The following is a 14,388-nucleotide window of genomic DNA, read 5'->3' as shown; positions in this document are numbered from 1 at the left end:
TTCATCAATTTTAGAATTAGCTCTATCTTCCTACAGCTTGCCGTTTCCTGCAAGTTCACATCGCCCATAAAATCTGGCCTGATAGACTATTTTCACTTAACCCTGTGCCACCAATCTGGCACAATGTGCCAGCATTAATCATTAAGATTATTAGGAATTGCTATGACTGAATCTGAATTCAATCAACAGGTTGATGACACCCTTATTGCCATCGAAGAGGCGCTGGACGAGCTGGATCTTGATATTGACTATGAAACCAGCGGCGGGATTTTGACTATCACGCTAGAAAACGGCACCAAGGTCATCATCAATCGTCAAACACCAGTTAAACAATTGTGGTTAGCAGCCAAAGATGGCGGCTATCATTTAGACTGGGTTGATGAACAATGGGTTACTGACAAAGATCAGGAACCGCTTTCTCAATTATTATCACGCGTTATGACTCAGCAGTCTGGCGAGTCAGTGACCATAACTTTATAACCATTACCTTATAACTATAAGCTTCTTACTATGTCTGAATTACTTCCTTGCGTTACCGTTGAACCGACTGATGAACATAAAGCTACCGTGATCTGGCTTCATGGACTAGGGGCTGATGGTCATGACTTTGAGCCGATTGTTCCTGAGTTAAAACTTCCTGCTGAGCTGGGAGTTAAGTTCATCTTTCCTCATGCGCCAGTGATACCGGTTACCATTAATGGCGGTTACCAGATGCGCGCCTGGTATGACATCCGCAACGCTGATCTGTCTCAGCGCGAAGACGAAGCAGGAGTTCGCCAGTCTGCCGATCAAGTGGAACTACTGATCAAGCACGAAATAGAGCAAGGTATTCCCGCAGATAGAATCATCCTTGCAGGATTCTCGCAAGGCGGTGCAGTGACTTTGCACCTGGCTACTCGCCTTAATCAAAAGCTTGCCGGCATTATCGCCCTCTCCACCTATCTGACTATTCCAGACAAACTTGCCGATGAAAAATCAGACGCCAATCTAGATACCCCAATCTTCATGGCCCACGGCCAGCAAGATCCCGTGGTTCCTATGCAACGCGGTCAATACAGCGCCAAAGTGCTTGAAGAGAACGGCTTTAAAGTCCAATGGAGCGACTATCCAATGCCACACGCAGTGTGTTTAGAAGAAATCCAGGCTTTGGGTAATTTTATTCAATCGATTTTGAAGTAACTCTTTTATCTTTTCCTGCAACCAGCACCTTGTTAATGGTTGCAGGTGGGCTATTGCCAGTTATGTAAGGCTGATATCTAATCACCCGTTAAACTTTACTGTTTTTAAACTAACTTATGGATTTTCCAGCATTTTTGCGCGACTATAAGCTTCATGAATGCTGCAAAACAGACTGACAGCTCTATAAATCAGCTTCCCGACTTCTGTCAGGCGGCCACGCTATATCTGATAGTAATTGCCAGCGTTATTCTGGCTTTGCTGCTCAGTTTTGCCACTGCCAACTGGCAACAGCAATTCTGGATACACCTCAGCCTATACTCTCTTTTTATTCTGTGGACCTCACTGACCAGTCTAGGCATTCTGTGTCTGTTGCGACGCTATATTCTCTTAAAGCTGCCCAATGTCAGCCTGCAACGCTTTTCTGCTCTGGCGATAGGCATCATCCTGCTGGTCACTTTGTGTTATAGCCTACTTATCAGTTTCTATTTAAGCGAGGAGCCTTCGCTGTGGTTCTTGCTCCGCAACCTGTTCATTGCCTTAATCGTCAGCGGCGTTTTCTTTCGCTACTTCTACCTTCGAGAAGAAAGCCTGCGCCGCATTCGCTCCGAGGCTGAGGCTCGTATTCAGGCCCTGCAGTCACGCATTCGACCGCATTTTCTGTTTAATAGCCTTAATACGCTGGCTAATCTGGCGATTACTGATCCGGTAAAAACCGAACACATGATCCTCGATATGGCGGATATTTTTCGTGCCAGTATGCAGCGCTCGGACGTGCTTATTCCTTTCAATGAAGAAAAGCACCTGTGTTCTCAGTACCTGAATCTTGAGCAACAACGGCTCGGTGACAAATTGCGCTTTGAATGGCAAACCGATACTATCGACCCGAGCTTATTAGTTCCGCCATTATTACTTCAACCTATTATTGAGAATGCCGTCTATCATGGCATACAGGCCTGTCCACAGGGCGGCTCCATTATTATTAAAGGTGTCAGTTATCAAAAGCATATCCAGTTGGAAGTCATCAACCCGCTACCTGAAGAAAGCGCTAAAAGTCACAAAGGCAATTCACTGGCTTTGAGTAATATTCAGCAAAGACTTGATGTTCTATTTGGCAACAAGGCATCAGTTAATTATCATCAGGCAAATGGTCGTTTTTACTGCACCCTGACCATTCCCAAACGTCTAAGCTGATAGATTATGATTTCCGTACTGATTGTCGATGACGAACAACCTGCCCGCCAACGCTTGCGTCGCCTACTGGATGAGCATCCACAGCTGGATATTGTTGGTGAAGCAGATAATGGTCAAACTGCGCTCGAATTAATCGAGCAGCAACAGCCAGACCTGATCTTTCTTGATATATCGATGCCCGTAATGAATGGCATGCAGGTAGCTAAGCAGCTCAATCAGCAAGCTCACCAGCCGCATATCATTTTCACCACCGCCTATGATGAATACGCCTTACAGGCTTTTGATGTCGATGCTCAAGACTATCTGCTGAAACCCATTCGTCAGGAACGTCTATCTAAAGCCCTGCAAAAATTGGAGCGGCAGCCGACATCTGGCAAGCCTATATTTATGAGTATTCGCGAACGCGATACCGTTCGTCGCATACCCATAGCAGACATCCTGTTCCTGCACTCGGATCAGAAATATACCGAAGTGCATTTGGCCAACGAAGTACTGTTATCCAGCGACAGCCTCAAAGATCTGGAACAGCGCTTTGCCAATGACTTTATCCGTATTCATCGCTCAACGCTGGTCAATCGCCATCACCTGATTGGTATAGAGCAGGATGACAATGCTTGTCTGGCTTTGATTAAAGGCAGTAAATCTAAGCCGGAAATCAGTCGTCGCCATCAGCCTGATGTACGTCAATTTTTGACCGCAAATTCTGCTTAAGCAAATTAGATTATGCTAAGATCCGCGCAAATGTATGCTTCGCCAATGAACCTTAAGCTTTGGCTAGCGCTTAACTGTTAAGAGTTAATGATCAAATTATGAGTATTTCGACCCTGCGTATCGCCACCCGCCAAAGTCCGTTAGCCATGTGGCAAGCTGAGTACGTTCAATCCCGCTTACAACAATTGCATCCTGATCTCACTGTCGAACTGGTTCCCATGACCACTCAGGGCGACAAAATCCTTGGTACGCCATTGACCAAAATCGGTGGGAAGGGATTGTTTGTTAAAGAACTGGAGCAGGCGATGCTTGAAGGACGCGCCGATATTGCAGTGCATTCGATGAAGGATGTACCCTACCAGTTCCCTGAAGGGCTTGAACTTAAAGTGATCTGTGAGCGCGAAGATCCAACCGATGCCTTTGTTTCGAACAAATATCACAATCTGGATGAGTTGCCGTGTGGTGCCAATGTCGGTACTTCCAGTTTGCGTCGTAAAATTCAGTTATTGAAAGCCCGGCCCGATCTCAAAATCACCGATCTGCGAGGCAATGTAGGCACCCGTCTATCCAAACTGGATGATGGCAATTATGACGCTATCGTTCTTGCCTCGGCAGGGCTAAAGCGCTTAGGCCTTGAAGGGCGAATCCGCAGCCAGTTTGCACCCGAATTGATGTTGCCAGCGCCTGGTCAGGGCGCGGTGGGCATCGAAGCCCGCACCAACGATCCTGAATTGGATGCTATCTTGAAGCCATTGCAGGATGAAACCACCAGTCTACGTGTTCTAGCCGAACGGACCATTACTAAGACACTGCAAGCCAGCTGTCAGGTACCGGTCGCCGCTTTTGCGACTATTGACAGTGGAGTTCTTTCCTTACGCGCTTTAGTTGGTGGTGTCGATCATCAGATCATTCAAGCGAGTGCCGAAGGCTCTGCTGAAGACGCTTTGGCAATCGGTCAAAAAGTATCACAAGAATTATTGGATTTAGGCGCAAGGGAACTCATTCAGGAACTGGCCGCCTCTGCGGATCATTAACGAGTCTTAGTGATCATGGCCAACACGCCAACCATTATTGTCACTCGCCCATCCCCGATGGGCGAACAGCTTTGTCAGGAACTGAGCGAACAGGGTTACCGAGCCATTCACTGTCCTTTAATCCGATTCACAGCCAATACCGATTACTCGCCTGAACAACAGTTGGATTTATTAACGCAGCACAAGCTATGGATCTTTGTCAGTAAGCAGGCTGTAGATTATGCATTGAAGGATCTCAGCCGAGCGCAGCTTGATCAGTTTCTTGGTCATACCCTCATAGCCGTGGGGAAAGCAACCCAGAAAGCATTACAACCTTATGGCCTGTCAGCGCTGATTCCAAAAACCCCAGATAGCGAAGGGATTCTGGCTTTAATTGATCAGTTCTCGTTACCTGCTCACTACCCGATTCTATTAATTCGCGGCGACAAAGGCCGTGGTCTGCTTGAACAGCAGCTTAGCGGCCCTCACAAGCTTGGCATTCTGCCGGTTTATCATCGTATTGAATTAACAGCAGCCATGCCGCCCATCATGCAGCAGGCAACACCACGCCAACCCGTCGCCTGGGTGGTTACCAGTGGCCAACTCCTTGAACTAACCGATAAGATGCTCTCAACTGCAGGGATAAAAGCCGAACAGGTTGCTATTATCGGGGGAAGTGCACGAATTAGCGATTTGGCTCGACAAAAGGGTTATACAAATTGTTATACTGCAAAAGACGCATCCAATGCTGAAATCATCCGCGCCTGTCAGGAATGGCAAAAAGCCTGATTAAAGGCACCTGAAAACAGCAGCTTGCGAAGTTCGTTCAGCAATGTTTTATTTCTGATATGAATAAGTAACCGATAATGAATAAATAAAGAGAGAGACACTATGAGCAAAAAGGATAAGGACGCAAAAGATATGGTTAAGCAAGAGTCGACTCCTGCCAGCCAGGATGACAACAAAGCGACCTCCAGCACAGATTCTAACGCTGATAGTAAGACTAAGTCAGAAAAAAAAGAGTCAGACAATAAAGTAACCGGTTCTGGCTCCGACACAAATGCTAACTCTGGCAAAAAGACACCTCCGGGCAATATCACCAGTTCTAAAAAATCCTCTCCTTTTAAGTGGATCATCATCGTTATCATTCTGGCAATCCTTGGCGCTGGTTCTTACTATGGCTGGACACTATGGAACAATTATCAAACGGCTCAGGACAAGGCCAGTACTCTCGATCGACTAAACCAGCAAGTTCAGCAACAACAAAATGTTATCGATATCCTTGAAAGCGATAGCAAGCAACAGGCTAACGAACTGTCGCAAGTCAATCATCAGCTCTCGTTACAACTGGAACAACTTCAGAAGGAATTAACAGAAACTCAGCAAAAGATTACTTCTACTGACGAACAGCAGAACCAGTGGATGCTGTCTGAGGCTGAATACCTGATCCGCCAGGCATCCTACAAATTGCACTACACAGATAACGCCAAAACTATCGTTGGTTTATTGCAGGCAGCCGATCGTCAGGTTCTGGCCATGAATGACTCCAGTCTGCAAAGACTCCGTCAGGCTATCAATAATGACATCAATAAAGTGCGCGCCAGCGGTGCACTTGATACCGAAGGCGTAACCATTAAGTTACAAAGTCTCAAGTCACTGGTTGCCGATCTAGAATTAGCTACCGTACAACTTCCTGATAGCGAAACGACTGAGGAGACTAACGATTCTGAAGCAGCTAATGAGGAAGAGATTTCGGCTTGGCAGCGCTTTAAAAATTCTTTCAGCTCTGCACTGAGCCAGTATTACACAGTGCATCATTATGATGAGTCGATGAAACCCTTTATCTCACCACAACATGATGCCCTGCTTCGTCAAAACATCCTGTTGAATCTACAAACTGCACAACTGGCAGCAATTCAGCATAACGATGCCATGTACCACAATGCACTGAGTGAAGTTGAAGGCTGGGTGAACCAATTTTTCAAAAGTGAACCTGCAACCACTACTGCTTTTATACAGCAATTGGACGAACTGACCCAAATGAGTGTGAAGCTTAATTTGCCACAACAACTAGAGTCATTAGGTGTTATTGAGCAAATGACCGGACGCCAGTCGCAGGTGACTCAGACTCAATCTCAAGATCAAATTCAACAGCCACAACCTCAACAGGAAGCTGACTCAGAAGTGACAGCAACCTCAGAGGAGGTTGCCCAATGAAATTAAAATGGTATCTGTTATTCGGATTGTTGGGTGGTCTGATTATTGGTCCACTGATCAGTAAAATTCCTGGCTCGACTTACATCCTGCTCGATAAGACCGCCATCGAATTCAAAAACAATGTGGCATTAGGGCTTTTAGTTTTAGCCTTTGTATTATTATGGTTGGTCTGGTTACTGGTTCGATATTTATTACGCACCAGCAACCTGACACTCAACTGGTTTGGCGATCGAAACCTTCGCATAGCTCGCCAGAACACCATCGATGGTATGATTGCACTGGCAGAAGGTCATTGGAAAACTGCCGAGAAACTTCTGGCTAAAGGTGCTCAGATTCGCAATACCAAATTGATTAATTACCTTGCCGCTGCGCGCGCAGCTCAAGAACAGGGCGATGACAAAGGGCGCGACCACTATTTGCATATCGCTGCCAAAACACAACCCGATGCACAGGTTGCGATTGGTTTAACTCAAGCCCAACTGCAAATGCAGCACAAGCAATATGAACAGGCACTGGCTACCTTATCGCATCTTCGCGATCTGTCACCACATCATCCTTATGTACTTAAACTGTTATATCAGTTATATGCACGATTAAATGACTGGCAGCACGTCATCGATATTTTACCCAAACTACGTAAGAACCGAGTCTTTGATTCAGAACAACTGACAAGCATTGAAATCACTGCCTGGAAACATCAGCTACAGAAACATGCCGAAAGCGCTAACTTCGATAAGCTATCGGCATTCTGGAACGGCATTCCTGCTCATGTTCGCAAGTCGCCTGAGCTAGAACTAACCTACGGTAAAGCTCTTGCCCAACTGCAACAGGATCAGGAGCTAGAAGTACTGGTTAAAGATGCCGTAAAACATCAATGGCAAGATGAGCTGATTCAACTGTTTGGCGATATTGAGACACCACAACCTGATAAAACTCTGGCTTATGCTGAAACCTGGCTTAAACAGAAACCCCACAACGCAGTGCTGCTCACCACTCTCGGTAAGCTTTCCCTAAAAGCACAGCTTTGGGGCAAAGCCAAAAACTATCTAGAGCAAAGTCTGGCTATTATTCCAACGCCTACGGCACACTACTATCTCGCCCAGGCCTATAATCAACTCGGGCATCCAATCCAGGCGCAGGAAGCTTATCAAAAAGGATTGGCTAATGAAGTAAAGCCTAGAAGGGAATATGATTTGATTGGGGATTTAACACAGAAAGGTTAATTGAGTCTTTTGTGTGTAAAGGCGGTTCAAGAACCGCCTTTTTTATTTTAAACAATCCTAAACTAGAATAAATAATCGAGCTTTATGCCTATCAAGGTCACATCAACATCAGTTTCCAAATTGGGGGTTGCTGTCTGTGTTGGTGAATTTGCATTGAACTTTTCCCACTCTATTTTTAGATTTAGTCGGTCAACTAATTCAAATCTTAGACCAGCACCATATATAATTTCGACCTCAGAGTCATCAGATGAATAAGCAGAGAGGTTTTGTCCGGGGCCGGCTGCACCAATAAAGAGATCATTCTCCATTGTTACTCGCGCCACTCCTAACTTTCCGTAAATACCAAATCCATCAGTAAATGGATATTCAAATAGAGAAGAAAGTTTAATGCCTTGTATATTGGTAGTGATAGTGTCATTTGGGGCAACGATATAGACTACATCAGGATCTAGCGAATAGGTTTTTCTCGCATCGTCCAGGTCCATATATTCAAGCTCAAATCCAAAGTAATCATTCAGCTTATAACCAGCATAGACACCATAACTATCGGTATCATCATTCAGCGACTGTCCCGGTAGCACACCAAACTCCTGCACCGTTTCACCTTCAACCTGCGCACTACCACCTGAAATGCCAAGATAAAATGAAGAGTCATCAGCTATTGTAGATGAGATAAAGATAATGGAGCCAATTAAAATTAACGATTTGAATATTTTCCTCGTCATAAGATCATCCTTTGTTGTTTATGGTTATTGCCATCTCTTTCGGCTTCTATCTTCAGACGAAGCTTTGCCGTTAATCGTGACAGTTAAATCTTAGAATTTTGTTTTATTTGTTTATAACTCTTTGACCTTAATAATCTGCGGTTTTGAATTGTCTTCTGGTTCTTCATCGTGACCAATTCTTTCAATAAAGCTACATTCGGTGCATTCTCGGACAAAGATTTCATCTTCGTAATAACACACGGTGCTGTCCATGGTCTGGCATTTGGGGCAGACCGCACCAGCGACGAAACGTTTGGGGGTAGTTTTCTCTTGCATTGAATTTACCTGATGATTGCTATATGGTGCTTTGACGGAAAACTCGAATAACAAAACCATTACCTAATATGTCCTGGTTAAGCATCCTCCCACCCATTGTAGCGATTTTAATTGCTGTCTGGAAACGCCAAGTCATCATCGCTTTGTTGATGGCAATTTTCACTGCCGAGTTGATTCTGGTGGGCGGTAACCCTATCTACGCGTTTACCGATACTGTAGACCGATTGGTCAGTGTCTTCTCCAACGCTTACAACACTCGTATTTTGATGTTTAGTCTTTTGATTGGTGCCTTAATCCAATTAATTAAGATTTCCGGTGGGGTTTCTGCACTGGTTAATTGGTTAACTCGTAAAGAGTATGTTCACAATCAGCGTCGCGCTGGAATGTTGCCGACTATCTTAGGTAGCAGTATTTTCATCGATACTAATATGAGCGTTTTAACTGCAGGCCTTTCCTCGCAAGCATTATTTGATAAATTCAAAATGAGTCGAGCAAGACTGGCTTATATTATTGATTCGACCTGCGCTCCAATTAGCGTGCTGATTCTACTAAATGGCTGGGGTGCCGCCATTTTAGGACATGTTGAAAAAACCGGCGTAACGAATCCTACTGAAGTATTGGTTACCAGTATTGGTCTTAATTTTTATGCCATAGTGACTCTGCTTATTGTGTTTTATACCGTTTATACCGGCAAGGTCTATGGCCCCATGAAAGCTGAAGAATCTAAAGCACTGGAAGTACCCAGTGAGCCATTGCCGCCAGCCACCAAGAAGCGCTATATGCTATGGCCACTGGCTTTTATGGTATTGAGTATTCTTTTGTTTATGTATATCACTGGCGATGGCGACCTACGTAAAGGTTCTGGTTCCGAGTCTGTTCTTTGGTCTGTAATTTTATCAACGCTTTTGATTTTTGGTCTTCTACGCTTTGACGCCAAACGCAAAACCAAAGTGTTGATGGAAGAGTCGTTTAAGGGACTTGGTCATCTGTTACCACTTGTAACGTTAGTCTTATTAGCTTTTGCGCTTTCAGACTCAATGACTGACCTCAAAACTGGTGAGTTTGTCGCGGGCGCAGTTGGTGACTTCCTTCCATTGTGGATTATCCCAGCTCTTATTTTTGTATTGGCAGGGTTTATTTCATTTACTACCGGAACTTCGTGGGGTACTTTCGGGATATTAATCCCTATTGCCATTCCCCTAGCGGTCAGTCTGGGGATTTCACCCAGCCTGGTGTTAGCCGCAGTTCTAGGTGGTAGCGTTTTCGGTGATCACGCATCACCTATTTCCGATACCACAGTGATTTCTTCCTTGGCTGCTGGTTGTGATCTTTTGGACCACGTAAAAACTCAACTACCCTATGCCTTGTTTGCAGGTGGTATTAGTATTGTTCTTTATATTGTCTTTGGTTTTATAGGTTAGGTAGCTTCTCATGACACAAATTATCGATCCTAATAAGCCATTACGACTCGGCGTTGTTGGAAACCCAATATCGCACAGCTTGTCGCCGCAACTGCATCAACAATTTGCCCAGCAGTTTGGTATTGATATTTTTTATGGGAAAATCTGCCCCACGGCAAAAGGCTTTAATCGGGTGATGAATGATTACTTCCAAAGTGGTGGTTATGGCCTAAATGTAACCGCACCTTTTAAGCAACAAGCTTTACAATACGCCACCATCATTACTCAGCGCGCTGAAGATTCGCAAAGCGTTAATACACTGGTCAAAACTAAGGAAGGCATCCTTGGAGACAGTACAGATGGCATCGGATTTGTTAAGGATCTTCACCATAAGCAGCTCGTCTTTCAAAACAAGCGCGCAGTTCTATTAGGAGCCGGTGGCGTTGCCCGCTGCATTGCTCAGTCATTATTGCTTGATGGATTTGAAGTTTGTCTGATTAATCGCACACAAAGTAAAGCCAAGGACATGGCCGATGCCTTAAAACACCTTGGGCCAATCCAACTTTATACTAACGATATTGCGGTTGATTTAGTGGTGAATTCAGTGAGTTTTAATGCAGACCAGTTTTTGCCACAAATCAACTTCGATAGCAACGCTGTCGCCTACGACTTAAATTATGGTCCTAAAGCAGAAAGTTTTTTAGTAGCTTCTAAAAACTTCACACAGCAACAGTTCGATGGGCTTGGTATGTTAATTGAACAAGGAGCCGAAGCTTTTGGTTTGTGGACTGGCAAGTATCCGGACACAGGCCTGATTAAGCTATAAAACTTCTATTGGCTTGTAGCTTTCATAAACGCGATCATCGCTTTACGAACTTCTTCGTCAGGCACACCTTTAAACGTCATGCACATACCGGGCAATAATGATTCAGGGTCTTTTAACCAACTTTCCATGACCTCTTCTGTCCAGACAAAATCAGCTTCTTTTATTGCTTTTGAATAATCATAACCTTCTACCGCTGCCACTTCTCGCCCAATAATTCCCTCCAGATGAGGGCCAAAGTTGGAACCCGCTTCAGCGCTCATTTCATGGCAGCCGCCACAACGAAAGCGGAAATATTTTGCGCCCTGTGTGATCAGTTCTTTTGATGCAGAGCCGTCCACAACCATTTGCTTTGTTGGTTGTAGCTTTAATTCTTCTTGCTCTTGATTGGCTGATAAGGTACAGCCAGCCAGAACCATGAACAACGTTAATAGCAATATCTTCTTCATACTTCTTCCGTAGGGTGCGTCGCGACGCACCGCTCGTCTTTTTTATTTAAAGTCACACTGCACCATGGTAAGTGAGGACTGAGAATTTCCTTCGTTATTCCGAAGTGACACCCAAAAAGAAACCACCCAAAGGTGGTTTCTTATCTTACAGCTATTTGTCTTACCTGTAATTACTCAAGATCAAAGCGATCATTGGTCATTACCTTACTCCAGGCAGCCACAAAGTCATTCACAAATTTCTCTTTCGAGTCACTTTGCGCATACACTTCTGACACTGCACGAAGTTCTGAGTTCGAACCGAAAATCAGATCCACTGGCGTGGCTGTCCACTTCAGTTTACCCGATGCACGGTCATAACCTTCGTACAAGCCGTCTTTACCTTTGGCTTTTTGCCATTTGGTATCCATGCTCAACAAATTCACAAAGAATTCGTTGGTCAAGGCTCCAGGCTTGTCAGTAAAGACACCATGCTTAGCGCCACCTGTATTAGCACCTAATGCACGCATACCACCAACCAATACCGTCATTTCTGGCACAGTCAGGCCTAAGGTATCGGCTTTATCGACCATCATCTGTGCTGGCGATAAGCGATTGTCTTCGCCAAAGTAGTTACGGAATGCATCAGCTTTTGGTTCAAGATATTGGAACGAATCCACTTCCGTCATTTCAGAAGTTGCATCAGTGCGGCCAGGATAGAACGGAACTGTTACGTCATAACCGGCATCTTTCGCTGCTTTCTCAACTCCAGCAGCACCACCCAATACAATGACATCAGCCAACGATACTTTTTTACCGCTCTTCAAGCTTTTATTAAAGCTTTTCTGAATCGACTCAAGCTTCTTCAATACTTTAGCCAACTCTTTTGGATCATTTACCGCCCAGTCTTTTTGCGGAGCTAGACGTAAGCGCGCACCATTAGCACCACCGCGCATATCGGTATTACGGAATGTTGCCGCAGATGCCCATGCTGTTCTTACTAACTGATCGACAGACAAACCTGAGTCCAGAATTTCTTCTTTCAGATCAGCAATATCGTCTTCATCAATTAAGGTGTAGTCAACAGCTGGAACCGGGTCTTGCCATATCAAATCTTCTTTTGGTACTTCATCACCCAGATAACGCGCTTTAGGGCCCATATCGCGATGAGTCAATTTGAACCATGCTTTGGCAAATGCCAATTCGAACTCTTCTGGGTTCTCATGGAATCGCTTAGCAATTTTTCGGTACTCTGGATCGAATTTTAGCGATAAGTCCGTGGTAAACATTATAGGTGCATGACGCTTACCTTCGATGTGTGCATCAGGAACCAGGTTCGATGCCTGACCATCTTTAGGAATCCACTGCACTGCTCCAGCCGGACTACGAGTCTGTTCCCACTCAAAACCAAAAAGGTTATCAAGATATTGAGTTGTCCACGCAATCGGATTTACCGACCAGGCACCTTCAAGGCCACTGGTTACAGTATCTTCCGCATTGCCTTTACCGCATTTGTTCATCCAACCGAAACCTTGGTTCTCGGTAGGTGCACCTGCAGGGTCAACGCCTACACATTCATCTGGCTTGTGCGCACCGTGTGCCTTACCGAAAGTGTGACCGCCTGCGATTAAAGCAACGGTCTCTTCATCATTCATTGCCATACGACCGAATGTATCGCGAATATCTTTAGCCGCCAGTAATGGATCAGGATTACCATTAGGACCTTCTGGATTTACATAGATCAAACCCATTTGCACTGCCGCCAATGGATTATCCAGCTTACGGTCACCTTTGTAGCGCTTGTCAGCTAACCATTCTTTTTCAGGACCCCAATAAACAATATCAGGTTCCCATTGGTCGACGCGGCCACCTGCAAAACCAAAGGTTTTAAAGCCCATTGATTCCAGTGCTACGTTACCAGTCAGTACCATCAAGTCAGCCCAGGAAAGGCTACGACCATATTTTTGCTTTACTGGCCACAATAGGCGGCGCGCCTTGTCCAAATTGACATTGTCTGGCCAACTATTGAGCGGTTCGAATCGCTGCTGGCCACCACCGGCACCACCACGGCCATCCTGTACGCGGTATGTTCCCGCACCATGCCAAGCCATACGAATAAAGAATGGACCATAATGACCATAGTCAGCCGGCCACCATTCCTGATCCGACGTCATCAGGGCTTCAATATCTTTTTTAACTTCGTTGAGATCTAATTTGCTGAATGCTTCGGCATAGTCAAAGTTATCGCCGTAGGGATCGGATTCGGGACTATGCTGGCGGAGGGGTTCAAGGTCCAGTTTGTTAGGCCACCAATACTCGTTTGCCATGGACCCAGTCTCATCTGCCGCGACAGCATGTGTCGATGCCATTCCCAGTGACACCGCTACTGCCAATGCAGAGATTAAAGGGATTGATTTTCTTAACATTTTACGACTCCTTCTGTATGAGAAATACAAGGTTCCTTTTGAATATACCCCTACCAAAGAATTGCTAACATTTTTAAAGAACTATGAGATAGATAGATTTTATTTATAAGAAGTCATATATGCATAGATTATGCACTTAGGAATCGCTACCCCTAGCTCTTTCCAAACCGGCAAACTGGTCAGAATATATCCTTACAAAAACTAGGGTATTCTTCTAGATTGCCAATTTCAATCCTATATTCGTAAAAACTAATACTATGGCACAGTCTCGAGGCTTTATCGGATTAAGGACGCGGTTTCGCGCCCCTTTTCTTCAATTTCTTTATTTAAACTGGAACGATATCAAATGAAGTTTTGATTGGCATTTTGGGATCAAGCGAATGCATTACCGAGCAATATTTTTCCACTGACAGATCGATTGCTTTCTGCACATGCTTTGGTGATAGATCCTTTCCATTGACTACAAAATGGAATTTTATGCCTGTGAATCGGCGTGGTGGCTCATCGGCTCGATCAGCTTCGATTTCACAATGACATCCAGTAATATTCTGACGAGATTTTTCCAGGATCATGACTACATCAATAGAGGCGCAAGCACCTGCGGACATCAATAAATTCTCCATCGGTGAGACGTAATCGCCTTCTCCACCAAACATAACGCGTTGACGTTTACTGTTCTTTCCGACGAAATTCAGGTCGCCGACCCAGTCTAAGGTTACTTTCATAGTGTTTTGTGACTC

15 protein-coding genes are annotated in these 14,388 nt (G+C 44.9%); 10 read left to right on the top strand and 5 right to left on the bottom strand.

What is annotated here, in order from left to right:
• The first annotated feature begins 162 nt into the window (after positions 1-162).
• From cyaY to CW740_RS00550, 8 genes are all read left to right on the top strand, one after another.
• Positions 163-480 carry an iron donor protein CyaY gene (gene cyaY / locus CW740_RS00585; protein WP_106645731.1) on the top strand — a complete coding sequence of 106 codons (318 nt, stop codon included), beginning with the start codon at positions 163-165 and terminating at the stop codon, positions 478-480.
• A gap of 30 nt (positions 481-510) precedes the next feature.
• The gene (locus tag CW740_RS00580) at positions 511-1,179 is read left to right on the top strand and encodes an alpha/beta hydrolase (protein ID WP_106645730.1); all 669 of its coding nucleotides are present in this window, start codon (positions 511-513) and stop codon (positions 1,177-1,179) included.
• A 153-nt stretch (positions 1,180-1,332) separates the two neighbouring features.
• Positions 1,333-2,370, top strand: coding sequence for a sensor histidine kinase (locus CW740_RS00575; protein ID WP_106645729.1), 1,038 nt, complete (start codon positions 1,333-1,335; stop codon positions 2,368-2,370).
• Positions 2,371-2,376: 6 nt separating this feature from the next.
• Positions 2,377-3,081: a LytR/AlgR family response regulator transcription factor gene (locus CW740_RS00570; protein WP_106645728.1), complete on the top strand. Its 705-nt coding sequence runs from the start codon at positions 2,377-2,379 to the stop codon at positions 3,079-3,081.
• 98 nt (positions 3,082-3,179) lie between these two features.
• Positions 3,180-4,115, top strand: a complete 936-nt coding sequence (gene hemC, locus CW740_RS00565; RefSeq protein ID WP_106645727.1) for a hydroxymethylbilane synthase — start codon at positions 3,180-3,182, stop codon at positions 4,113-4,115.
• Between the two features lie 15 nt (positions 4,116-4,130).
• Positions 4,131-4,883 carry a uroporphyrinogen-III synthase gene (locus CW740_RS00560; protein WP_106645726.1) on the top strand — a complete coding sequence of 251 codons (753 nt, stop codon included), beginning with the start codon at positions 4,131-4,133 and terminating at the stop codon, positions 4,881-4,883.
• A 102-nt stretch (positions 4,884-4,985) separates the two neighbouring features.
• The gene (locus CW740_RS00555; RefSeq protein WP_106645725.1) at positions 4,986-6,311 is read left to right on the top strand and encodes a uroporphyrinogen-III C-methyltransferase; all 1,326 of its coding nucleotides are present in this window, start codon (positions 4,986-4,988) and stop codon (positions 6,309-6,311) included.
• Positions 6,308-7,534, top strand: coding sequence for a heme biosynthesis HemY N-terminal domain-containing protein (locus tag CW740_RS00550; RefSeq protein WP_106645724.1), 1,227 nt, complete (start codon positions 6,308-6,310; stop codon positions 7,532-7,534). The genes CW740_RS00555 and CW740_RS00550 overlap by 4 nt, the downstream gene beginning before the upstream one ends.
• 62 nt (positions 7,535-7,596) lie before the next feature.
• Here CW740_RS00550 and CW740_RS00545 read toward each other — a convergent pair whose 3' ends face one another.
• Both CW740_RS00545 and CW740_RS00540 read right to left on the bottom strand, forming a co-directional pair.
• Positions 7,597-8,259, bottom strand: coding sequence for an outer membrane beta-barrel protein (locus CW740_RS00545; RefSeq protein ID WP_106645723.1), 663 nt, complete (start codon positions 8,257-8,259; stop codon positions 7,597-7,599).
• Between the two features lie 111 nt (positions 8,260-8,370).
• Positions 8,371-8,574 carry a YheV family putative zinc ribbon protein gene (locus tag CW740_RS00540; RefSeq protein ID WP_106647963.1) on the bottom strand — a complete coding sequence of 68 codons (204 nt, stop codon included), beginning with the start codon at positions 8,572-8,574 and terminating at the stop codon, positions 8,371-8,373.
• A 68-nt stretch (positions 8,575-8,642) separates the two neighbouring features.
• Between CW740_RS00540 and CW740_RS00535 the strand changes: the two genes are divergently transcribed.
• Both CW740_RS00535 and aroE read left to right on the top strand, forming a co-directional pair.
• Positions 8,643-9,995: a Na+/H+ antiporter NhaC family protein gene (locus CW740_RS00535; protein WP_106645722.1), complete on the top strand. Its 1,353-nt coding sequence runs from the start codon at positions 8,643-8,645 to the stop codon at positions 9,993-9,995.
• Positions 9,996-10,005: 10 nt separating this feature from the next.
• The gene (aroE, locus tag CW740_RS00530) at positions 10,006-10,800 is read left to right on the top strand and encodes a shikimate dehydrogenase (RefSeq protein ID WP_106645721.1); all 795 of its coding nucleotides are present in this window, start codon (positions 10,006-10,008) and stop codon (positions 10,798-10,800) included.
• Between the two features lie 5 nt (positions 10,801-10,805).
• Here the strand turns inward: aroE and CW740_RS00525 are convergent, their stop codons facing one another.
• The 3 genes from CW740_RS00525 to CW740_RS00515 all read right to left on the bottom strand — a co-directional run bounded on the left by CW740_RS00525 (position 10,806) and on the right by CW740_RS00515 (position 14,373).
• On the bottom strand, positions 10,806-11,246 hold the full coding sequence (locus CW740_RS00525) for a c-type cytochrome (RefSeq protein ID WP_106645720.1): 441 nt from the start codon (positions 11,244-11,246) through the stop codon (positions 10,806-10,808).
• 170 nt (positions 11,247-11,416) lie between these two features.
• Positions 11,417-13,648 (bottom strand): catalase/peroxidase HPI, encoded by a 2,232-nt coding sequence (gene katG, locus CW740_RS00520; RefSeq protein WP_106645719.1) that lies wholly within the window; start codon positions 13,646-13,648, stop codon positions 11,417-11,419.
• Between the two features lie 326 nt (positions 13,649-13,974).
• Positions 13,975-14,373 (bottom strand): OsmC family protein, encoded by a 399-nt coding sequence (locus CW740_RS00515; RefSeq protein WP_106645718.1) that lies wholly within the window; start codon positions 14,371-14,373, stop codon positions 13,975-13,977.
• Positions 14,374-14,388: the final 15 nt, after the last annotated feature.

Origin of the sequence: Kangiella profundi (assembly GCF_002838765.1) — a bacterium.
GTDB classification, from domain to species: Bacteria; Pseudomonadota; Gammaproteobacteria; order Enterobacterales; family Kangiellaceae; genus Kangiella; species Kangiella profundi.
This window is presented reverse-complemented; position numbering and strand designations above follow the sequence as displayed.

Coding starts and splice junctions, on each gene's coding strand:
- CW740_RS00580 (WP_106645730.1), top strand. CDS start 511: ATGTCTGAATTACTTCCTTGCGTTACCGTTGAACCGACTGATGAACAT.
- CW740_RS00545 (WP_106645723.1), bottom strand. CDS start 8,259: ATGACGAGGAAAATATTCAAATCGTTAATTTTAATTGGCTCCATTATC.
- CW740_RS00575 (WP_106645729.1), top strand. CDS start 1,333: ATGAATGCTGCAAAACAGACTGACAGCTCTATAAATCAGCTTCCCGAC.
- CW740_RS00550 (WP_106645724.1), top strand. CDS start 6,308: ATGAAATTAAAATGGTATCTGTTATTCGGATTGTTGGGTGGTCTGATT.
- CW740_RS00535 (WP_106645722.1), top strand. CDS start 8,643: ATGTCCTGGTTAAGCATCCTCCCACCCATTGTAGCGATTTTAATTGCT.
- cyaY (WP_106645731.1), top strand. CDS start 163: ATGACTGAATCTGAATTCAATCAACAGGTTGATGACACCCTTATTGCC.
- katG (WP_106645719.1), bottom strand. CDS start 13,648: ATGTTAAGAAAATCAATCCCTTTAATCTCTGCATTGGCAGTAGCGGTG.
- hemC (WP_106645727.1), top strand. CDS start 3,180: ATGAGTATTTCGACCCTGCGTATCGCCACCCGCCAAAGTCCGTTAGCC.
- CW740_RS00555 (WP_106645725.1), top strand. CDS start 4,986: ATGAGCAAAAAGGATAAGGACGCAAAAGATATGGTTAAGCAAGAGTCG.
- aroE (WP_106645721.1), top strand. CDS start 10,006: ATGACACAAATTATCGATCCTAATAAGCCATTACGACTCGGCGTTGTT.
- CW740_RS00560 (WP_106645726.1), top strand. CDS start 4,131: ATGGCCAACACGCCAACCATTATTGTCACTCGCCCATCCCCGATGGGC.
- CW740_RS00570 (WP_106645728.1), top strand. CDS start 2,377: ATGATTTCCGTACTGATTGTCGATGACGAACAACCTGCCCGCCAACGC.
- CW740_RS00540 (WP_106647963.1), bottom strand. CDS start 8,574: ATGCAAGAGAAAACTACCCCCAAACGTTTCGTCGCTGGTGCGGTCTGC.
- CW740_RS00515 (WP_106645718.1), bottom strand. CDS start 14,373: ATGAAAGTAACCTTAGACTGGGTCGGCGACCTGAATTTCGTCGGAAAG.
- CW740_RS00525 (WP_106645720.1), bottom strand. CDS start 11,246: ATGAAGAAGATATTGCTATTAACGTTGTTCATGGTTCTGGCTGGCTGT.